Origin of the sequence: Paraburkholderia sp. JHI2823 (assembly GCF_038900695.1) — a bacterium.
Taxonomy (GTDB): Bacteria; Pseudomonadota; Gammaproteobacteria; order Burkholderiales; family Burkholderiaceae; genus Paraburkholderia; species Paraburkholderia mimosarum.
On the sequence record NZ_JAYMRY010000013.1, the window covers coordinates 95744 to 116959 of the forward strand.

Annotated in this window: 13 protein-coding genes; 11 read left to right on the forward strand and 2 right to left on the reverse strand. The window is 65.5% G+C overall.

All coding sequences use genetic code 11. The features are described from left to right. Positions 1-9: 9 nt before the first annotated feature. The 6 genes from VSR34_RS16715 to VSR34_RS16740 all read left to right on the forward strand — a co-directional run bounded on the left by VSR34_RS16715 (position 10) and on the right by VSR34_RS16740 (position 11688). Positions 10-4524 carry a translocation/assembly module TamB domain-containing protein gene (locus VSR34_RS16715; protein WP_342962973.1) on the forward strand — a complete coding sequence of 1505 codons (4515 nt, stop codon included), beginning with the start codon at positions 10-12 and terminating at the stop codon, positions 4522-4524. 542 nt (positions 4525-5066) lie between these two features. Continuing rightward, positions 5067-5618 carry a fimbrial protein gene (locus VSR34_RS16720; protein ID WP_342962974.1) on the forward strand — a complete coding sequence of 184 codons (552 nt, stop codon included), beginning with the start codon at positions 5067-5069 and terminating at the stop codon, positions 5616-5618. 102 nt (positions 5619-5720) lie between these two features. Next, the gene (locus VSR34_RS16725) at positions 5721-6482 is read left to right on the forward strand and encodes a molecular chaperone (RefSeq protein WP_342962975.1); all 762 of its coding nucleotides are present in this window, start codon (positions 5721-5723) and stop codon (positions 6480-6482) included. Between the two features lies 1 nt (position 6483). Then, the gene (locus VSR34_RS16730) at positions 6484-9237 is read left to right on the forward strand and encodes a fimbria/pilus outer membrane usher protein (RefSeq protein WP_342962976.1); all 2754 of its coding nucleotides are present in this window, start codon (positions 6484-6486) and stop codon (positions 9235-9237) included. Between the two features lie 113 nt (positions 9238-9350). After that, entirely contained in the window at positions 9351-10781 is a 1431-nt protein-coding gene (locus tag VSR34_RS16735; RefSeq protein WP_342962977.1) for a fimbrial protein, read from the forward strand. A gap of 112 nt (positions 10782-10893) precedes the next feature. Further along, on the forward strand, positions 10894-11688 hold the full coding sequence (locus VSR34_RS16740; protein WP_342962978.1) for a molecular chaperone: 795 nt from the start codon (positions 10894-10896) through the stop codon (positions 11686-11688). 175 nt (positions 11689-11863) lie between these two features. Here VSR34_RS16740 and metG read toward each other — a convergent pair whose 3' ends face one another. Next, positions 11864-14023, reverse strand: a complete 2160-nt coding sequence (gene metG, locus VSR34_RS16745; protein WP_342962979.1) for a methionine--tRNA ligase — start codon at positions 14021-14023, stop codon at positions 11864-11866. Between the two features lie 452 nt (positions 14024-14475). Then, a complete protein-coding gene (locus tag VSR34_RS16750; RefSeq protein ID WP_028210542.1) occupies positions 14476-15126 on the reverse strand; it encodes an OmpA family protein in 651 nt (216 codons plus the stop codon). A gap of 319 nt (positions 15127-15445) precedes the next feature. Between VSR34_RS16750 and apbC the strand changes: the two genes are divergently transcribed. From apbC to VSR34_RS16775, 5 genes are all read left to right on the forward strand, one after another. Continuing rightward, positions 15446-16534 carry an iron-sulfur cluster carrier protein ApbC gene (apbC, locus tag VSR34_RS16755; protein WP_342962980.1) on the forward strand — a complete coding sequence of 363 codons (1089 nt, stop codon included), beginning with the start codon at positions 15446-15448 and terminating at the stop codon, positions 16532-16534. Positions 16535-16767: 233 nt separating this feature from the next. After that, complete coding sequence (locus tag VSR34_RS16760) at positions 16768-17244, forward strand: superoxide dismutase family protein (protein WP_272945654.1); 477 nt, start codon at positions 16768-16770, stop codon at positions 17242-17244. Positions 17245-17539: 295 nt separating this feature from the next. Beyond that, complete coding sequence (gene dcd / locus VSR34_RS16765; RefSeq protein ID WP_028210539.1) at positions 17540-18109, forward strand: dCTP deaminase; 570 nt, start codon at positions 17540-17542, stop codon at positions 18107-18109. Between the two features lie 87 nt (positions 18110-18196). Beyond that, the gene (locus VSR34_RS16770) at positions 18197-20476 is read left to right on the forward strand and encodes an arginine/lysine/ornithine decarboxylase (RefSeq protein ID WP_342962981.1); all 2280 of its coding nucleotides are present in this window, start codon (positions 18197-18199) and stop codon (positions 20474-20476) included. A gap of 17 nt (positions 20477-20493) precedes the next feature. Continuing rightward, positions 20494-21207 (forward strand): lysozyme inhibitor LprI family protein, encoded by a 714-nt coding sequence (locus VSR34_RS16775; RefSeq protein WP_342962982.1) that lies wholly within the window; start codon positions 20494-20496, stop codon positions 21205-21207. Positions 21208-21216 lie beyond the last annotated feature (9 nt).

The window sequence follows — 21216 nt, forward strand, 5'->3', positions numbered from 1 at the left end:
GGTGGCCGCATGAGCGCGCGCCGTTTCGCGGCGCTGCCCTGGCGGTCTGCCGCGTTCGCGGTGCCGCCGGGGGAGGCAAGCGGCCGGCCGGACGACGCCGCTGGCCATGACACCGGCGGCCAAAGGGGGGCGAGCGGCGGGAACGGCGGCGGCCAGGATGGCGGCAATGGCGACGCGCCGCCGCCGCGCCGTGGACGCAGCCTGTGGAAGGCGCTCGCCTGGGCGATCGTCGTGCCGGTGCTGATCGTCGGGCTCATCGCCGGCGGGATCCATGGCCTGCTGACCACCGAGCGCGGCACGGCGTTCGCGTGGCGCGCGGCGGTCAGGCTGCTCGACGGCAAGCTCGCCGGCAGGCTCGAAGGCGGCACGCTCGCGAGCGGCGTGCGGTTTTCCGACGTGAGCTGGCGCGGCGCGGACGGCACCACGCTCAAGGTGGACCGCATCGGCGGCCAATGGGCGCTGCACGGCTTCGGCCAGGGGCCGTGGCGCTTCGTGGTCGACTATCTGCATATCGGCGACGTCGAGATGCGCATCGTGCCGTCGCACGAACCTTCGACGCCCATGACGCTGCCGGAGAACCTGGAGCTGCCGCTCGGGCTCGAGATCCGCGACCTGCGGGTCGACAAGCTCACGCTGCACGAAGGCACGTCGACCAGCGAGTACTCGCGGCTCCAGTTCCACGGCCGCAGCGACGGCCGTCATCACGAGGCCGCCATCGAGCGTCTCGACACGCCGTTTGGCGCCGTGAGCGCCGAGGCGAAGCTCGACGGCGTGCGGCCCTTCGCGCTCACCGGCGATGTTGGCTATTCCGGCAAGGTGAACGGCGAAGACGTGCAGGTGAGCGCGAACCTGGCCGGTTCGCTCGAGGCGCTCACGGCCGAGATCGTGGCGAGCGGCATGAAGCTCACGGGCCGCGCCCATGTGGAGGCCGCGCCGTTCGCCTCGGTGCCCCTGCAGCGGGCGACGCTCGCCTTCGATCACGTCAACCCGCAGGCGTTCGCGCCGGGCGCGCCGTTTGCCGATCTCGCGCTGCGCGCGCAACTGCAGCCGGTGCCGGGCGGCGCGGCGGGTGTGCCGGCGGCGCTGGCGGCGGCCTCTGGCGTTGCCGCGGCTTCGCAGGGGGCGCCCGCGTCCGTGCCGGCCGGGGCCTCGGCGCCGAAGGCCGGCACGAAACCTGGCGCAACGGCTTCCGGCACGGCGGCGGGATCCGCAGCTACGGCGGCATCTGCGTCTGCGGCCGGCGCACGCCGCGATGTCGCAGGCTTCACGGTGGCGGGCACGGTCTCGATCGTGAACGCGAAGCCCGGCGCGATCGACGAGAAGCTGCTGCCACTCATCGACGCTCAAGCGGACGTCGTGCTCGATGCGAAGACGCAGCGTATCCCGAAGCTCGCCGTGCGCCTCATGAAGAACGCGACGATCACGGGCGGCGGCACCATCAGCGGGCGCGACGGCCGCTTCGACCTGAAGGTGGCCGGGCTCGACCTCAACGCGATCCAGTCCAGCGTGCGCGCCACGCAGTTCGCGGGGCCGGTCGGCGTGCGGCTCAATGGCGACGTGCAGAGCGTCACGCTCGATCTCGCCGATCCGCGGGCGGCGCTGCGCGTGCAGGGCAAGGTGACGCAGGATCCTGCGCGCCTGTCGTTCAGCGACGTGCGGCTGACGTCGGGCGCAGGTCGCATCGACCTGTCCGGCGCGCTCAAGCACGACGCCAGCTCGACGTATCAGTTGAAGGCGGTGCTGACCGATTTCGACCCGCTCTCGCTGACGTCGCAAACACCGGCGCGCCCGACGCCCAGGACGACGAGCGCGAGCGCCCGGCCAACGCACGCCCCGGCGCCCGCGCACACCGCCGACGCGCTCAACCCGAAGCGCAATCTCGCGCTGAATCCCGCGCTAAACCCGGCGCTCAATCCCGCGCAATCGGGCGAACAGGCTGCCGAGCAAAAGCGAGTGGACATTGCGAAGCAGACGGAGCAGGGCGGGGCAGCGAGGCCCGCAGCGAGACCGAGCCCTGCGCCGGTACGCGCAACCCGCCGCATCGAGGCGCGCGTGAACGGCACGCTCAACGCGAGCGGCACGCTCGCGCCCGCCTTCACGACGAAGGCGGAGTTCAAGCTCGGTCCGAGCGTCTACGACGACTTGCCGCTCACGGGCCAGGGCGTCATTCAGCTGGCGGGTTCGCGCATTCTGCCAAGCCGTGCGAACCTCTCGGTCGCGGGCAATAACGTCGATCTGGAGGGCAGCTTCGGCGCGCCCGGCGACCGGCTGCGCTTTCGCGTGGACGCGCCGCAGCTCGACCGGCTCGGCTTCGGCGTTGCGGGGCAGCTCGCGGCGAACGGCGATCTGACCGGCAGCTTCGCCCATCCCGACGTCTCGTTCGACTACCGGGCCGATCACGTCGTGTTCGGCGATAACCGGGTCGGCCATGCAGAGGGCAAGGCGCTCGCGCGCGACGGCGCGAACGGCGCGCTCGCCTTCAGCACGGACGCGAGCGATGTCGCCGTGGCGGGCGTCGATATCGCGACGCTCAACGCGCGCCTTGACGGCACCCGCGCGAAGCACACGCTCACCGCGAACGCGAACGCGAAAGGCAAGGTCCAGGGCCAGCCGATCGATCTGGCGGTGGCCGCAAACGGCGGGCTCCAGGAGACGCGCGAGGGCACGCGCTGGAACGGCACGCTCACGCAGCTCGAGAACCGCGGCTCGCCCGGCGTGAAGCTTCAGGCGCCGATGACGGTGAGCGCGGGCGCGGGCAAGGTCACGCTGGGCGCGACGCGCATCGTGGCCGAAGGCGCTTCGCTCGAGCTCAAGTCGTTCGACCTCGACCATGGCAGCATCCGTTCGGCTGGCACGCTCAGGAACGTTTCGCTCGCGCGCATCATGCAACTGCGGCAGCAGTACACGGGCGAGACGTCCACGCTCAGGACCGATCTCGTGTTCGATGGCGACTGGGACTTCTCCGTTGGCCAGAGCGCGAATGGCTACGTGCAGCTCAAGCGCCACTCGGGCGACATCACGGCCGCGATCGGCCGCGGCTTCGCTTCGCTCGGCATCGGCGAGCTCCAGGCACGCGCGGCCTTCAGCGGCGGCAACCGGCTCACGTTCACGGCACGCGCGCAGGCGAGCCGCGTTGGGGTCCTCGATATCGACGCCCACACGACGCTCATGCCGCGCGACGGCATCCTCACCGTTGCGGACGAGGCCCCGATCGGCGGCACGATCACGGCGAACGTGCCCTCGCTGCGAACGACGGGCGGCCTCTTTGGACCGAGCTATCTGCTCGAAGGCCATCTCGCGCTGCAGCTCGCGCTCGCCGGCACCGTAGCGAAGCCTGATCTCACCGGTTCGCTGGTCGGCGACGGCCTGTCGGCCACCATGGTCGACCAGGGCGTGGAGCTGAAGGACGGTGTGATCCACATTGCGCTTTCGCACAATCTCGTCGACTTCCAGCAAGTTGAGTTCCACGGGGCGACAAGCGGCACGCTGCGCGCGACGGGCCGTGTGCGCCTCGACAACGCCGAACCCGATCTCACGGCGAGCATCGTCGCGGACAAGCTCGAGCTCTTTGCCTCGCCCGACCGCAAGCTATCGCTCTCGGGCAGCGCGAGCATCGCCAACGGCGGCCACCTGGGCGGCATGCAGATCGACGGCAAGTTCACCGTCGATCATGCGCTCTTCGACATGCCCGAATCGCCCGCGCCCTCGCTCGGCGACGACGTGGTGATCGTGCGCCCCGACGGCAGCACGTCGGGCGGCAGACCGCCCATCGGGGAGACCGCCTCGACGAAACCCGCGCCGCGTTTCGCGCCGCGCGCGAACGTGGCCATCGATCTCGGGCGCGACTTCCGCTTCCGCGGGCAGGGCGCGGATCTCGGCCTCGCGGGCACGATCACGGTGATCAGCGAGCCCGATGTTCCGCTGCGCGCCGACGGCAACGTGCGGGTGACCGAAGGATCCACCTACACGGCATTCGGCACCAAGCTCAACATCGAGAATGGCTTCTTCACGTTCAACGGGCCGGTCGGCAATCCGGGCATCAACATTCTCGCCATGCGCCGCAACCAGCAAGTCGAGGCGGGCGTGCAGGTGACCGGCACGGTGCAGGCGCCCGTGGCGCGGCTGGTATCCGAGCCGAACGTGCCCGATAACGAAAAGCTCTCCTGGCTCCTCTTTGGCCACGGCACCGACCAGGGCAACAACCTCGGCCAGCAGAGCGCGATGACCACGGCGCTCGCGTTGCTCGGCAGCGCGCAAGGCAAGCGCATCGCGCAGAGCATCGGACTCGACGAGTTTTCGATCGGCCGCAGCCAGGTCGGCCTGACGGACCCAGAGGTCGTGATGATCGCGAAGGCCATCAACCAGCGGCTCGTGATTGGCTACGAGCAGGGCCTGCAGTCGGCCTCGAACGCGGTGAAGGCGACGATCAATCTGACGCGTTACTGGTCGTTGGTGGTGTACGGCGGCACGTTTAACGGCGCCGATATTCTGTATACGCGGCGCTTCGATCGCCTACGCCGGTAACAACGCGAAAACGATTTTGTGAAACCGAGCGGCCCGGTCGTCGAATGTCGATGACCGGGCCGTCGTCGCTATGCGCCGGCATTTTCTTAATAGATCTCTACGGCATTAGGAAATCCCTGCGACCCGGATAAATTAAATGTGAATGATCTTATTGTTGTGCACACGCGGCTTTTCCCGGCGCACGGCAGTGGCATTAAGGAATTCTCGGGATCGGATGGGTCAGATTAAGGAATGGCGCAAATTCTGACTCGTCTGATAGGACGAATTTAATTGCGGAAATAAGATCGGGTTGATTTCGGATTATTCCTATGGAGGATGGATCGCCCATATCTAGCATTACGGCGTGCCATGAAATGGCCGCAAGATTCGGTGCACGCCTGATACGGCTCACGGCTGCGATTCCGCAGCTTGCGCTTGCACCCCAATAAAACGGGAAATTCCTGTTCCCTGGCTCCGATCCAAAAAATAGGAAATATCCGATATCTATAGAGGAAGCTTGCATGGATATTACAAACCCTCTTCAACCCGAAAGGAACCCAAAAATGTTGTTCAACAAGAAAATTGCCGCGATCGCTCTCGTTGCGGCCACCACCGCTCCGGCCATGGCATTCGCCGCCAGCGCAAACACCATCAACTTCCAGGGCGAAGTGACGACCCAGACCTGCGCGGTGACGGTCAACGGCAACGCAGCTAACCCGACGGTTCTGCTGCCCACCGTCTCGACCGCCTCTCTGGCTGCTACGGGGAGCAACGCAGGCATGACCACCTTCACGATCGGGGTGACCGGCTGCACGGCGCAAGCCAGCGCGACGCCGATCAAGACGGTGTTCGTCGGCAACCAGGTCGACGGCAACGGCAACCTCGGCAACACCGGCACCGCAACGAACGTGGCGCTGCAGCTGCTCGATCCCACGGCTACGTCCACGCCGTTCAACCTGTCCGGCGCCACGGGCTATGCCGCAGCGGGTTTGAATCTCGCTGCTGGCGCAACCGCGGCAACGCACGACTTCGCCGTTCGCTACTACAGCGCGACGGGCAATGCCACTGCCGGTTCGGTGCTCGGCAGCGTGCAGTACGCAGTCAGCTACCAGTAAGGCCTGAGCGCCTGCCTCAGCTTCAGGGCCAGCGCTTCAAACCGGGCCTGGATACCTCCAGGCCCGGATATTCAATCGTTCATACCAGGAAGGCAGATCGGCATGACAGGGCTCAACGCGAAATTGTTCAAGGTGGTAGCACCGCTGGTGCTGGCGGCGCAACTGGGAAGCGCGTCGGCCAGTGTCGTCATGTCCACGACCCGGGTGATCTACCCCTCCGACGCGCGTGAGCAGACCGTTCAGCTCACCAATCAGGATGAATCGCCGAGCGTCATGCAGCTCTGGGTCGACTCCGGGAATCCCGACTCCGTGCCCCAGACCGCCGATGCCCCCTTTATCGTCACGCCCCCCGTTTTCAGGATCAATCCGAAAGCCGGGCAGACCGTTCGCATCGTATTCACCGGCAAGGATCTGCCCCAGGATCGCGAATCCGTGTTCTATCTGAACACCCTCCAGATTCCGTCGCTCAACAGCGCTTACGCCGAGCAGAACCAGATGATGGTCATGTTGCGTAACCGGCTGAAGATCTTTTATCGCCCCACCGGTATCGAGGGCAGCGCGCAGAAGGCGCCCGAACAGCTGAGCTTCCGCCTCGAGAGCGAAGCCGGCAAGTGGCGTGTCAGTGCGAACAACGCATCGGGCTACTACGTCTCCCTCATCGAGGGCCAGCTCGTGAGCGGTTCGCATGTCACGAATTTCACCCCGTCCATGGTCGGGCCGCATTCCGCGCAAAGCTGGAAGCTCGAATCCGCGCGCATCGACGACAGCACCGCCGTGCGCGTGAAGGTGAAATACATCGACGACTACGGCGCAATCCGCGACGCCGAGTATCCCGCCACCTCTACGACGACGGGAAAAAACTAAGATGACGTGTTCAGCACATGCCGCGGCACGCCATACGCGCCGCGCGGGAAAACTCGCCCCGAGAAAAGACGCGCATCCGGCCTGCCGGCTATCGCTGAGCATCCTCGCGCTTGGCTTCGCGGTGCCGGCCATGCCGGTGCTCGCCGCGCCGGTCGAGTCCAGCGAAAAAGAGTCCGGCGCAGCCATGCCGACCACGCTGGCCTATAACTTCGACAGCAAGCTGCTGCTCGGTTCGTCGCTGGGCGTGGCCGACATCGAACGCTATAACAAGGCGAGCGTCGTCGACCCGGGCCGTTATCAGGTGGACGTCTACCTGAACAGCAACTTCATCTCGCGCAAGGCCGTCGAGTTTCGCGCGGACCAGGACGGGGAGGTCTATCCCTGCCTGAGCGATTCGTTCCTGCGCGAAAGCGGCGTGCTGGTTTCCGGCGTCAAGTCCGGCGACGCCTCGGTCGATGCGGCGCCCGCCGAAACACCGATGCCCGACAGCGAGGGCGGCATGGCCGGCGGCACCGACACGCCCGGAGCGTGTCTGCCTATGGGCAAGCGCGTCGAAGGCGCGTCCACGACCTTCGATTTGTCGCGCCTGAGGCTCGACATCAGCGTTCCCCAGGCGATGATGAAGAGCACGCCGCGCGGATCCGTCGACATCAAGAGCCTCGACGCCGGCCAGACCATGGCCTACGTCAATTACGACACCAACTACTACACGTCGTCGGCGTTCGGCTTCAAGACGAACTCCTTCTACGCCGGCCTGAACGCCGGTGTGAATATTGGCCTTTGGCGTCTGCACCAGCAGTCCGCCTACAGCTTCACCGACGGAGGCAATACCCGCTATTCGCGCTGGAACAACATCCGTGCCTACGCCGAGCGGCCCCTGCCGGAAATCGGCAGCCAACTCGTCGTCGGACAGAGTTTCACCAGCGGCAACCTGCTGAGTTCCGTCGGCTATACCGGCGTTCACATCGAAACCGACGAGCGCTCGCTGCCCGATTCGATGCAGGGCTATGCACCGGTCGTCACCGGTATCGCGAATACCAATGCGCGCGTGGTCGTCAGCCAGAACGGCAATACGATCTATCAAACCACGGTCGCACCCGGCCCATTCAGGATCACGGATCTCAGCCCGACCAGCTTCCAGGGCGACTTGACCGTTCAGGTGTTCGAAGCGAACGGGCAGGTGTCCAGCTTCGTCGTGCCGTTCTCGGCCGTGCCGAACTCGCGGCGCGCAGGGTCGTCGCACTATAGCGCCACGCTCGGCAAGGTGCGCCAGGTCCAGGGCGCGAACGCCGCGTTCGCCGACCTGACTTATGAACGCGGCCTGACAAACCACGTCACGCTCAACAGCGCCACCCGCCTGTCCAGCGACTACCAGTCGCTGCTCGCGGGCGCGGTGTTCGCCACGCCTGTCGGCGCGTTCGGCTTGAACGCCTCGTGGTCCAACGCGCTCGACCAGACCGGTCACCACACGAACGGCTGGCTCAGTTCCATTACCTATAGCCACACGATCGCGGCCACCCAGACCACGTTTGCGCTTGCCGGCTACCGCTATTCGACGAGCGGCTATCGCGATTTCGTCGATGCGCTCGGCGCGCGCGCGGCCTACAAGAGCGGCCAGAACTGGTCGTCGAGCACATACCAGCAGCGCAACCAGTTCACGGTCAACGTGAACCAGAACCTTGACAGCTACGGCTCGCTGTCACTGTCGCTCGGCGTCAGCAACTACTACGGAGCCAAGTCCCGCGATACGCAGTTCCAGATCAGCTACAACAATCATTTCAAGTCGCTGAGTTACAACCTGTCGTTCGTGCGGCAGCACACGGGGCCGATCTACACGACGAGTGGTCCTGGCTTCGTCACGGGCAGCGCGCAGACGGGCAGGCAGTATCCGACTTCGAACACGTTCATGGCGACCGTGTCGATTCCATTCGGCTCGGGGCCACGCTCCGCCTCGGTGTCGGGCGGCGTCACGCTCGATTCGCACTCGAGCAGTACCTATCAGGCCTCGGTCTCCGGCATCGCCGACGAGGCCCAGACGATCAGCTACGGCCTCACGGGCACGGCCCAGACGGGCGACGGTCAGCGCAGCATCAGCGGCAACATCCAGAAGAACCTCTCGATGATCACCATGGGCGCGAGTTACTCGCAGGGCAACGGCTTCTGGCAGGCCGGCGCCACAGCGCGCGGCGCGGCAGTCGCGCACAGCGGCGGCGTGACGTTCGGCCCCTATCTCTCCGATACCTTTGGCCTCGTCGAGGCCAAGGGGGCCGAAGGCGCGACGGTGCGCAATGGCCAGGGCGCACAGGTGGACCGCTGGGGCTATGCGATCGTGCCGTCGCTCACACCTTATCGGTACAACGACGTGGCGCTCGACACCAAGGGCATCAGCACGCGCGCGGAGTTGACGGGCAACCAGTTGCGCGTCGCGCCGTACCCTGGCTCGTCCGTGTTGCTGCGCTTCTCGACCCTCACGGGCCATGCGGTGCTGATCCGCTCCACGCTGCCAGACGGCAAGCCGTTGCCGCTCGGCGCCGACGTCCTGACCAGCGATGGCACTGCCATCGGAATGGTCGGCCAGGGCGGGCAGGTGTATGCGCGCGTGCCGTCGGAGCAGGGCGTCGTCACCGTGAAATGGGGCGAGGGCCGGGAAAACCAGTGCGCGATTCCTTACGACCTGAGCGGGCAGGATGCCAAGGCACCCCTGGTGAATATGAAGGCCGAGTGTTCGCCCATCGTGGTCTCCGCGAAGCGGTGAGCGAAGCCCAGCATGGCCGGGCGAAGCCGGACGCACCGTCCGGCACCCGGCCGCATCGGTCCGTCATCAACAGCGGATGCGACAGAACAGACACGCAATCAGGAATGCCAACCATGTCCCGCAGATTCATTAATTCTCTTGCACGCATGCTCAAACCGCGCCGAACCGCCTGGTTGTCGCTGCTCGCCTGCTGCCTCGGTGTGGGCCTGCCCACCTCGTCATGGGCTGTGTCCACGGCAACGGGATGTTACAAGATCACGGGTCTCATCAATGACGTGAATAGCGCGTACTACACCGATCCCGGTACGATCACGACCAACTGGCTCGGCTCGACCGACACGGCGGGACAAGGCGCCTACCCGATGACCGTCACGGTCAACACGCCGCCTTTCGTGCCAGACGGCACACTGCTTGGCAGCGGCGTCTCTTCCCTCTACAACATGGGATCCAACGGCGTCGGCAGCTACAGTCCCGAACAGGTGCTGTGGCGCTGCTCGCCCGAGGCCGCCACGGCCAATGGCCTGTACGAGTTCTTCTCGACCAACGGCGACAACGACTATGCCGGGAAACAGGACGCGAGCGGAGACTCCGGCATTCCCGGCACCTACTACACCTATTACAAAGGACTCATCTCGCGCATCACCAACATCACGACCGGACAATACCTCTCCCGCTATTGGGCTGCTCGCCAGTTGACGAACCTCGACAAGGACAGCCAGGGCTGGCTGCTCGTGAAAGCGAAGAACTTCAGCCAGTACAAGCTCGAATTCTTCCAGTGCAGCACCTGTACCCGTTACTATGCCAACACCAGCGCCGACCCTGGCATCTGGGCCTATTACCAGCCCGCAGGGTATGTGGCATTCGTGGCGCCCAACTTCGGCGGCAACGTAAAGCCCGGTGCCGACCACAACGTTGCATACGACGGGTTCTACAGCAGATGGCCGGGCGCAATCAACGCCTATAACACGGTCTACATCAGGAGAACGGCCACCTGCGCCGTGACCAATGCGACTCCGGTCGTCGTTTTTCCGTTGATCACGGTTGACGAGCTGAACAAGGGCACCACGCGCCAGTTGCCCGTCACGATCCAGATGCAATGCCAGTCCACGACCCCCTCGGGCATGAGCGCCTTTGCGAGCGGCACCGGTGCCAACCAGACCGCGCTCGGCATCCTCGCGCCGGCTGCCAACGCCCGGGCCGCGGCGTCGGCAGGACTCACGACCACGGGCACCGGCGTGACTTATCTGCTTTCGGACAACTATGGAACCGATCCGACGGTCGCGACCGGTGTCGGCGTCGCCTTGACGCGGCCTGGCGGCGGTGCGCTGAACTTTCTGACGAACCAGTATGTGACGATGGGCGGCGCGAAAGACGGCTGGGATCCGGTGCTCAATGACGCGACCTCGACCGGATCGCCGGGCGCAGGGTTGACGTCCTACCAGCGCCAGATCAATGCGACGTTCAAGGCATTTGCGCCTGGCGCGGTGCCTGTCACGCCCGGCAGATACAACGCAACCGCGCAGGTCATTGTCCGTGTCCAGTAAATCCGTCCGTAGCGCAAGCGCTGCCGCGCCCAGCGGCTTTCCCGTTCGCAGTGGATCCGGCTCGGGGCCGTCCGCCAGTCACGCGCTGCATGCACGGCGGCGCGCCAGTGCCTTGCGCGTTCTCACGGACTGGCTACCCGCCCGGAACGTCCTGCGCTCTCTTCGCCTCGCCGGTCTCGCATTCGCATTCGCAGCACTGCTCGCGGCCTCGCTGAGCCTGCCGGCTCATGCGGGCGTGACGCCGGTGGCATCGCGCGTGATATTTCCCGCGGGCGATACCGAGCAATCGGTGCAGCTCTTCAATGTCAACAAATATCCCGTACTGGTTCAGGCGTGGATCGACGACGGCCGTATCGAAGCGGTACCCCAGGAATCAACCGCACCGTTCGTTACGCTGCCGCCAATCTTTCGCATGGGCGCAGGGGACCAGACCAGCCTGCGGATCATTCATTCCGGCGCGAAGCTGACGTCCGACCGGGAGTCGCTGTTCTGGCTCAACCTGTATGAGATCCCGGGCGTGCCGAAAAATCAGCCCGACAAGGCACAGAGCGTGATGGTCACGATGCGCACGCAGTACAAGGTCTTCGTGCGGCCGGCCGGACTGCCGTACGGAGCGCGCGAGCTGCCGAAACGTCTGACGTTCTCGCTGGCGAATGCCGGGGGCAAGCTCACGCTAAAGATCGACAACCCCACGCCCTACTACGCAACTTTCAACGCTGTTCTCGTCAAGATCGGCGGCCGCTCGCAGCAGATCACACCCGACATGGTGGCACCGCTTTCCGGCTCGACGCTCGAACTCGACCAGCTCGGCGCCGGGGCAGGCGAAACGGCCGAAGTCCGGTTTTCGCTGATCGACGACGACGGCAACCCCGTGGTCGAAAGCGTGAAGGCCACGATCGCGCCCTGACAGAGGGGCACCGGGTCAAGGGGGAGAGTGCCATCACCTCCATCACCCCGCAGATGACGTATCAGTTGCACGCGAGTGCCTGATAAACGAATGCCGCCCCGTGGGGCGGCATTTTGAGTCGACAGTCGCGAAGCAGCGCTTGCGACGACTGGAACTGAAAAGACTCGCTACGCTTTTACCGCACTCGCATCCCCGGCTTTGCACCGCAGTGCGGCTCGAGAATGTAAAGGCCCGGTTCCGCCTTCTCGTCGGTGGCCGACGCCGCGAGCACCATGCCTTCGGACATGCCGAACTTCATCTTGCGCGGCGCCAGGTTCGCGACCATCACGGTGAGCTTGCCCTTGAGATCCTCGGGCTTGTAGGCCGAGCGGATACCCGAGAACACGTTGCGCGTGCGGCCTTCGCCCACGTCGAGCGTGAGCTGCAGCAGCTTGTCCGAGCCCTCGACGACATTGCAATCCACGATCAGCGCCACGCGCAGGTCGATCTTCGCGAAGTCGTCGATGGAGATGACTTCGGGCTCGCCAGGCAGTTGCGGCTCTGCCTTCTTCGCTTCCTTGACGGCCTTCGACTTCTTGTTCGCATCGGCGGCTGCCGCGGCGGGCGCGTCAGTGGCCTGGAGCGAGTCGCGGTTCGCGGCCAGCAACGCTTCGATCTGCTTCGGATCGACGCGCGTCATGAGGTGCTTGTACGCGTTGATCGGGCGTTGCGAGGAGAGCGCCTTGCCCGCGTCGGCCCAGGTGAGCGGCTCGATCGCCAGGAACTGTTCGACGCCTTCGGCGAGCGTGGGCAGCACCGGCTTCAGCGCGAGCGAGAGCAGGCGGAACGCTTCGAGGCTCACGGAGCAGGTTTCGTGCAGCGCCGCCGCGTTGGCCGGATCCTTGGCCTGTTCCCACGGCTTGGCCGTATCGACGTAGCCATTCACCGCATCGGCAAGCTCCATCGTATGGCGCAGCGCGCGGCCGTATTCGCGCGCCTCGTAGTTCGCGGCGATCTGCGCAATCGCGGCGCGCAGTTGCTCGAGCAGCGGATGATTCATCGCGCTGTCCTGCACGCGGCCGTCGAAGCGCTTGATCAGGAAGCCCGCCGCGCGGCTCGCGATGTTGATGTACTTGCCGACGAGGTCGCTGTTCACGCGCGCCTGGAAATCATCGAGGTTCAGGTCGAGGTCTTCCATCGTGCTGTTGAGCTTTGCCGCGAAGTAATAGCGCAGCCACTCGGGGTTCAGGCCCGTGCTCACGTAGCTTTCCGCCGTGATGAACGTGCCGCGCGACTTCGACATCTTCGCGCCGTCCACGGTCAGGAAGCCGTGCGCGAACACGTTGGTCGGCGTGCGGTGGCCCGAGAACTGCAGCATGGCCGGCCAGAACAGCGTGTGGAAGTACAGGATGTCCTTGCCGATGAAGTGGTACTGCTCGGTCTTCGAGCCGGGCCTTACCCACGCCTCGAAGTCGATGCCGCGCTTCTCGCAAAGGTTCTTGAAGCTCGCGTAATAGCCCACCGGGGCGTCGAGCCACACGTAGAAGTACTTGCCCGGCGCGCCCGGAATTTCGAAGCCGAAGTACGGCGCGTCGCGCGAGATGTCCCAGTCGGCGAGTTTCGATTCGCCCGACTCGCCGAGCCACTCGCGCATCTTGTTGGTCGCTTCCGGCTGCGCGAGCCCGCTCACCCAGCCGCGCAGGAAGTCTTCGCAGCGCGGGTCGGAGAGGCGGAAGAAGTAGTGCGTCGAGGTCTTGCGGATGGGCGTGGCGCCCGAAACCACCGAGTACGGATTCTTCAGATCGGTGGGCGCATAGGTCGAGCCGCACACTTCGCAGCTGTCACCGTACTGGTCCTTCGCGCCGCACTTCGGGCACTCGCCCTTGATGAAGCGATCCGGCAGGAACATGTTCTTGACCGGGTCGTAGGCCTGCTCGATGTCGCGCGTGTCGATCAGGCCGGCTTCCTTGAGCGCCAGATACACCGACTCGGAGAGCACGCGGTTTTCTTCGGAGTCCGTCGAGTAGTAGTTGTCGAACGACACGCCAAAACTGTCGAAGTCGCGCTTGTGCTCCTGCCATACGCGCGCGATCAACTGCTGCGGCGTGACGCCTTCCTTCTCGGCGCGCAGCATGACGGGCGTGCCGTGCGTGTCGTCGGCACCGACGTAGTAGACCTCGTGGCCATGCATTCGAAGCGCGCGAACCCAGATGTCCGTCTGGATGTACTCGACCAGATGGCCGATGTGGATCTGCCCGTTGGCATAGGGCAGAGCAGACGTGACGAGAATCTGGCGGCGGCCACTTTGATTGGCATGCGCGCCGGCTGCTGCGAGGTCGGTGGCGGGTGCTGACATAAATGAGGAGAAGTCCGATGTTGCAGGGGGAAAGGGCGATTTTAGCAGGGCAGACGCACCCCCGTTCAGCCGGCGGCTGAGCGCTCGCATGCGATTTGGGTAGAGACAGCACGCCCGCTCGGGCAACGGAGAAGCCGCATTGCAAAAAGCGGCCAAAAAAAAACCGGGGCAGTATGGCCCCGGAGCAACAACGACAAGAGGAGAATGGTGACGCGGCGGCGCTGCCGCACACGTACCGTAAACAAAGACAGCGCGGTTTCCGGAGAGTTCGAAAATTTTTTCGATTCCCTGGCAGCGTTTCCAGACGAGGCGTTGATGGCCGTCCAGCAGCGGGTCCGAAGCGGCCCTGCTGCCGCTCCGAATGCGCAATGCAAGCGGGACGGCATCGCTGCCGTCCCGTCGATGTGTCGCCTTTAGCTGTCGCCTCTAGCCAGCGGCTGTGCCGGGCAGCCTCAGCCCTGATGCTGCGCCGTGGCGCGCAGATAGATTTCGACGCGGCGGTTCGCGGCGCGGCCCGCCTCGGTGTTGTTGTCGGCGACCGGTTGCGTGTCGCCGCGGCCGTCGGCCGCCATGCGCTGCATCTGAATGCCGCGCGAGGCGAGGTAGTTCACGACGCTCTGCGCGCGATTGACCGACAGCGTTTGATTGTAGGCGGAGGAGCCCGTGTTATCCGTATGGCCTACCACCTGCGCGACGACTTCCGGGTTCTGCTGGAGCGTCTGCGCGACCTCGTCGAGCACCGGCGCGAACGACGGCTTGATCGCATAGCTGCTGGTGTCGAACGTCACGTTGCTCGGGATGTTGAGCTTGAGCGAGCCGTCCGGCTGCTCGGTGATCTGGGTGCCGGTGCCCTTGGTCGCGCCCGAGAGCTTGTTGTGGATCGCGTTCCAGTTGTAGCCCGTGATGCCGCCGACCAGTGCACCCGCGCCCGCGCCGATCGCCGCGCCCTTGCCGCCGCCGAAGATCGCGCCGATGGCGGCGCCCGTACCGGCGCCCACACCCGTGCCGAGCGCCGTATTGGTGCCCTGCTGGGTCGCGCAGCCGGCGACGAGCGCGCCGGCAACGGCGAAGACGGAGAGGCGGGTCAGGATTCTTGTGTTCATTTGCTTTCCTTTCTTGAGTGGAACCAGGCCGGCCGTGGCGTTCGCGGCCCCGCTTGCGAACAGGGTCTTCGATGCGCGCACGGCGGCAGCTACTACAATGACGCCTTGAGGATTGCGCCGCCAGGCGCTCTCGCGGCCGCATTCCAGCAGCCTTGAGAGCGCCTTTGGCGCGCGCAAACGATGCTGCCGCGAAGCGTGCCTTCCCGGCCGGATTTGCGCAATGCAGCTTAACAATTTCTTTCGATTTCCGGCGCGTACGCGATCACTCCTCGCTGCGATGAGCGCTTACGCGAACCGGCATTCTCCCCACGGAGTTTCAATGAGCATAGACCGGGCTTTGATCGACGCCGCGCTCGCGGCCTTGACGGATCCGAACACGGGCCATCCCTACACGGTGGCCAAGGGCGTACGCAACGTCAGCGTCGAAGGCGACACGGTCGGCGTGGAGATCGTGCTCGGCTATCCCGCGAAGAGCCAGTTCGACGCCGTGCGCAAGCAGGTCGAAGCGGCGCTCGCCGCCGTGCCGGGCGTGCAGGCAAGCCGCGTCGCCGTGCGCAGTGAGATTACCGCGCATACGGTGCAGCGCGGCGTGAAGCTGCTGCCCAACGTCAAGAATATCGTCGCCGTGGCGTCGGGCAAGGGCGGCGTGGGCAAGAGCACGACCGCCGTCAACCTCGCGCTCGCGCTCGCGGCCGAAGGCGCTTCTGTCGGCGTGCTCGACGCGGACATTTACGGCCCCTCGTTGCCGATGATGCTCGGCATTGAGGGCCGCCCCGAGTCGCCCGACGGCCAGTCGATGAATCCGCTCGAAGGTCACGGCGTGCAGGCCAACTCGATCGGCTTTCTGATCGAGCAGGACAATCCGATGGTCTGGCGCGGCCCGATGGCCACCTCAGCGCTCGAGCAACTGCTGCGGCAGACGAACTGGCGCGAGCTCGACTATCTCGTGGTGGACATGCCGCCCGGCACCGGCGACATCCAGCTCACGCTTTCCCAACGCGTGCCCGTGACCGGCGCCGTGATCGTCACGACGCCGCAGGACATCGCGCTGCTCGACGCGAAGAAGGGCCTCAAGATGTTCGAGAAAGTGGGCATTCCGATTCTCGGCATCGTCGAGAACATGGCCGTGCACATCTGCTCGAACTGCGGTCAGGCCGAACATATCTTCGGTGCGGGCGGCGGCGAGCGCATGGCGAAGGAGTACGGCGTCGAAGTGCTGGGCAGCCTTCCGCTCGACATCGCCATTCGCGAGCAGGCCGATTCGGGCAACCCCACCGTGGTGGCCGCGCCGCAGGGGCCGGTGGCGGAAATCTATCGCGCGATCGCGCGGCGCGTGGCAATCCAGATCGCCGAGCGAGCCCGCGACATGACCTCGAAGTTCCCGACCATCGTCGTGCAGAACACCTGAATTCCTGCGCATCCAGAGGCCTGGCCGGTTCCCGCGCATGGGGACAGATAGGCGCGCGGCGCGGCGCGTGCGCGGTATCATGTGGGCTTCATCGGGTCCGGTGTGGCGGGAGCAACGGGGCTGCCGCCGGCCGGCAAGAGGATCGCATGGATAAAGGACACGACAGGCAAGCGGGGAACGCGCACGTCGTACGGGTGAGGGCCCTCGTGGCGCTCGTGGCACTCGGCGGCGGCATGCTGCTAGCGGGCTGCACGAGCTTCATGGGCCAGCAGGAGAAGCGCGCGAGCGCGCAGCTGTTGCCGACGGTCGGCAGCCAGGCGCGCGGCACCGTGTCGTTCGTCGAGCACTCGGACGGCGTGCAGGTGAGCTACAACCTCGCGGGCCTGCCGCCCGACAGCGATCACGCACTGCAGGTGCACGAACGCGGCGACTGCAACGCCATCGATGCATCGAGCGCCGGCCCCGTGTTCGCCCCCGCCGCCGAGCGCCTGAAGCCGGGCGCGCGCGTCGAGGGCGACCTCGGCAACATCCATGCGGATTCGAATGGCGTGGCGACCGGCTTTATCGTCGCACCCGACGTTTCGCTCGACGGCGTGCGCTCCGTGCTGCAGCGCGCCGTGATCGTGCATCGCGATCCGATCGACCCCTATGCGTATCCGCAGCGCGGTACGGGTCCGGCGCTCGCGTGCGGGCTGATCCGCGCCCAGTGAGCGTGGCGCCATGCCACATCGGCTCGCGCCGGGCCACCGGAAGGCGACCGCCAGGCGACCAGCAGGCGACCCGAAATCCACCGGAAGACCAACCGAGGCCGCGTGAGCGCCAGCAATCATGCGGGTTTGCGCGCTACGGCCGCGCCACCGGCTGCATCCATCCCGGCAGCGTCAAACGCAGTTCCCGGCACGCCGATCCACATCGCGTAAAATAGGCGCCTTTCGCACGCGGCGAGTGCCCGATGGGGCCATCCGCATGCCTTCCCGACCCGATTTTTCCTCGTACGTAGCGAACATGGCAATCAAGTCCGACAAGTGGATCCGGCGCATGGCCGAAGAGCAGAAGATGATCGAGCCGTTCGTGCGCGATCAGGTCCGTATGTCGGAGGACGGCCGCAAGATCGTGAGCTACGGAACGTCGAGCTACGGCTACGACATCCGCTGCGCCGACGAATTCAAGATCTTCACGAACATCAACTCCACGATCGTCGATCCGAAGAACTTCGACGAAAAGTCGTTCGTCGACTTCAAGGGCGATGTCTGCATCATTCCGCCCAATTCGTTCGCGCTCGCGCGCACGGTCGAGTATTTCCGCATTCCGCGCAACGTCCTGACCGTGTGTCTGGGCAAGTCCACCTACGCGCGCTGCGGGATCATCGTGAACGTCACGCCGTTCGAGCCCGAGTGGGAGGGCTATGTGACGCTCGAATTCTCGAATACGACACCATTGCCTGCCAAAATCTACGCGAACGAGGGTGTTGCCCAGGTGCTGTTCTTCGAAAGCGACGAGGTCTGCGAGGTCTCTTACGCGGATCGCGGCGGCAAGTATCAAGGCCAGCACGGCGTCACCCTGCCGAAGACCTGACGCACACAGGCCCTGCCACCGGACACAACGACATACGGGGACCGCTGCGCGTCATATGCAGCGGTCGTTTCTTTTGGAGAATCGCCCATGAAGTTTCGTTTTCCCGTCGTCATCATCGACGAAGATTTCCGCTCCGAGAACATCTCGGGTTCCGGCATCCGGGCACTCGCCGAAGCCATCGAGAAAGAGGGCGCGGAAGTCCTCGGGCTGACGAGCTACGGCGACCTCACGTCGTTCGCGCAGCAGTCGAGCCGCGCGGCGTGCTTCATCCTCTCGATCGACGACGACGAGCTGTTGCCCTACGTCGAAGGCTCCGACGAGGAAGCGCCCGAGCACGCGCCCGCCATCGTCGCGCTGCGCGCGTTCATGGAAGCGGTGCGCAAGCGCAACTCGGACATCCCCATCTTCCTGTACGGCGAAACCCGCACCTCGCGCCATCTGCCCAACGACATCCTGCGCGAGCTGCACGGCTTCATCCACATGTTCGAGGACACGCCGGAGTTCGTGGCGCGCCACGTCATTCGCGAAGCGCGGGTGTATCTCGACGCGCTGGCGCCGCCGTTCTTCAAGGAGCTGGTCAAGTACGCCGACGAAGGCTCGTACTCGTGGCACTGCCCGGGCCACTCGGGCGGCGTGGCGTTCCTGAAGAATCCGCTCGGGCAAATGTTCCACCAGTTCTTCGGCGAGAACATGCTGCGCGCGGACGTCTGCAACGCGGTCGAGGAACTCGGCCAGCTGCTCGACCACACGGGCCCGGTCGCGGCCTCGGAGCGCAACGCGGCGCGCATCTTCAGCGCGGACCACGTGTTCTTCGTGACCAACGGCACCTCCACGTCGAACAAGATCGTCTGGCACGCCACCGTGGCGCCGGGCGACATCGTGCTCGTGGACCGCAACTGCCACAAGTCGATCCTGCACGCGATCACGATGACGGGCGCGATCCCCGTGTTCCTCACGCCTACGCGCAACAACTTCGGCATCATCGGCCCGATTCCGCGCGACGAGTTCAAGCCGGAAAACATCCGCAAGAAGATCGAGGCGAACCCGTTCGCCCGTGAAGCGCTCGAGAAGAACCCGAACCTCAAGCCGCGCATCCTCACGATCACGCAAAGCACCTATGACGGCGTGATCTACAACGTCGAGATGATCAAGGACCTGCTCGGCGACATGCTCGACACGCTGCACTTCGACGAAGCGTGGCTGCCGCACGCCGAATTCCACGAGTTCTATCAGGACATGCATGCGATCGGCGCGGGCCGTCCGCGCACGAAGGCGCTGGTGTTCGCGACGCACTCGACGCACAAGCTGCTCGCCGGCATCTCGCAGGCCTCGCAGATCGTGGTGCAGGACTCGGAGGACAGCACGTTCGACCGTCACCGCTTCAACGAGGCGTACCTCATGCACACGTCCACGAGCCCGCAGTACGCGATCATCGCGTCGTGCGACGTGGCCGCCGCGATGATGGAAGCGCCCGGCGGCCCCGCGCTGGTGGAAGAGTCGATCGCCGAGGCGCTCGACTTCCGCCGCGCGATGCGCAAGGTAGACGCCGAATACGGCGCCGACTGGTTCTTCCAGGTCTGGGGCCCGGACGACCTGGCCGAGGAAGGCATCGGCTCGCGCGAAGACTGGATGCTGCGCCCGAACGACCACTGGCACGGCTTCGGCGCGCTGGCCGAGAACTTCAACATGCTCGATCCGATCAAGGCGACCATCGTCACGCCGGGTCTGGACGTGGACGGCGAATTCGGCGAGACGGGCATTCCGGCCGCGATCGTCACGAAGTACCTGGCCGAGCACGGCATCATCGTCGAGAAGACGGGTCTGTACTCGTTCTTCATCATGTTCACGATCGGTATCACGAAGGGCCGCTGGAATTCGATGGTCACCGAACTCCAGCAGTTCAAGGACGACTACGACAACAACCAGCCGCTCTGGCGCGTGCTGCCCGAGTTCGTCGCGCAGCATCCGATGTACGAGCGCGTCGGCCTGCGCGACCTGTGCCAGCAGATCCACAGCGTCTACCGCGCCAACGACATCGCGCGCCTCACGACCGAGATGTACCTCTCGAGCATGGAGCCCGCGATGAAGCCTTCCGACGCCTTCGCGAAGCTCGCCCACCGCGAGATCGACCGCGTGCCGGTCGACGAACTGGAAGGCCGCGTCACGTCGATCCTGCTCACCCCGTATCCCCCGGGCATTCCGCTGCTGATTCCGGGCGAGCGCTTCAACAAGACGATCGTGAATTACCTGAAGTTCGCGCGCGAGTTCAACGAGCGCTTCCCGGGCTTCCACACCGACATCCACGGGCTCGTGGGCGAGACCATCAACGGCCGCATCGAGTACTTCGTGGATTGCGTGCGCGACTGAGCGCCCGAGGGAGAGGAATGTCAGGCGGTTCATCGGCGCGGTTTGCGCGCTCCTTCACCGCGATCGTGTTCGCGCTTTCGGTTGCCACGGCTTTGCTGGCCGTGGCGCCGGGCGCGCGCGCGGAAGTCGCGGCGGCCGATCCGATCGACACGGGCATGCGCGCGTGCCTTGCGCGCGCCGACCGTTCCTCGACGGCCGGGCAGATCCAGTGCATGGACGACGCGCGCAGCGCATGGCGCGCGGCCGCCGATACGGCGCTTGCGCAACTCGTCGTGAATCTGCCGCCCGCGCGGCAAAAGCGCTGGCGGTCGAGCCAGCAGAAGTGGGTGGCCTGGCGCGACGCCGAGGACACCATGCTCGGCGCCGTGTTCGCGACGACGAGCGGGAGCACGTATCAGCTTTACGAGGCCGACATGCGGCTGCAGCCGGTGCGCGAGCGTGCGCTCGCGCTGCGCAAGGCGGCGGCGGCCGACGGCGACCCGCCCCGTGTACGCGCCTGCAGCGCCGACGCGCGCTGTGAGCACGCGAGCTACGGCCTGAACCGCTATTACCGTCAGCTCTATGCCCGCATGCCGAAGCACGCACGGCCGACGCTCGCGCGCGCGCAGCGCGACTGGCGCGCCTATCGCGACGCGACCACGCCGCTCATCGACGAGCGTGCGCGGCTCGACCTGCTAGGCGGGCGCCTCGCGACCTTGAAGCGCCTGGCGGAGATGGTGAACAACCACTGAAGCCGCGTC

Bases quoted from the DNA above. Each gene is read 5' to 3' on its own strand.
- VSR34_RS16715 (WP_342962973.1), top strand. From the start codon at position 10: ATGAGCGCGCGCCGTTTCGCGGCGCTGCCCTGGCGGTCTGCCGCGTTC.
- VSR34_RS16720 (WP_342962974.1), top strand. From the start codon at position 5,067: ATGTTGTTCAACAAGAAAATTGCCGCGATCGCTCTCGTTGCGGCCACC.
- VSR34_RS16725 (WP_342962975.1), top strand. From the start codon at position 5,721: ATGACAGGGCTCAACGCGAAATTGTTCAAGGTGGTAGCACCGCTGGTG.
- VSR34_RS16730 (WP_342962976.1), top strand. From the start codon at position 6,484: ATGACGTGTTCAGCACATGCCGCGGCACGCCATACGCGCCGCGCGGGA.
- VSR34_RS16735 (WP_342962977.1), top strand. From the start codon at position 9,351: ATGTCCCGCAGATTCATTAATTCTCTTGCACGCATGCTCAAACCGCGC.
- metG (WP_342962979.1), bottom strand. From the start codon at position 14,023: ATGTCAGCACCCGCCACCGACCTCGCAGCAGCCGGCGCGCATGCCAAT.
- VSR34_RS16750 (WP_028210542.1), bottom strand. From the start codon at position 15,126: ATGAACACAAGAATCCTGACCCGCCTCTCCGTCTTCGCCGTTGCCGGC.
- apbC (WP_342962980.1), top strand. From the start codon at position 15,446: ATGAGCATAGACCGGGCTTTGATCGACGCCGCGCTCGCGGCCTTGACG.
- VSR34_RS16760 (WP_272945654.1), top strand. From the start codon at position 16,768: ATGCTGCTAGCGGGCTGCACGAGCTTCATGGGCCAGCAGGAGAAGCGC.
- dcd (WP_028210539.1), top strand. From the start codon at position 17,540: ATGGCAATCAAGTCCGACAAGTGGATCCGGCGCATGGCCGAAGAGCAG.
- VSR34_RS16770 (WP_342962981.1), top strand. From the start codon at position 18,197: ATGAAGTTTCGTTTTCCCGTCGTCATCATCGACGAAGATTTCCGCTCC.
- VSR34_RS16775 (WP_342962982.1), top strand. From the start codon at position 20,494: ATGTCAGGCGGTTCATCGGCGCGGTTTGCGCGCTCCTTCACCGCGATC.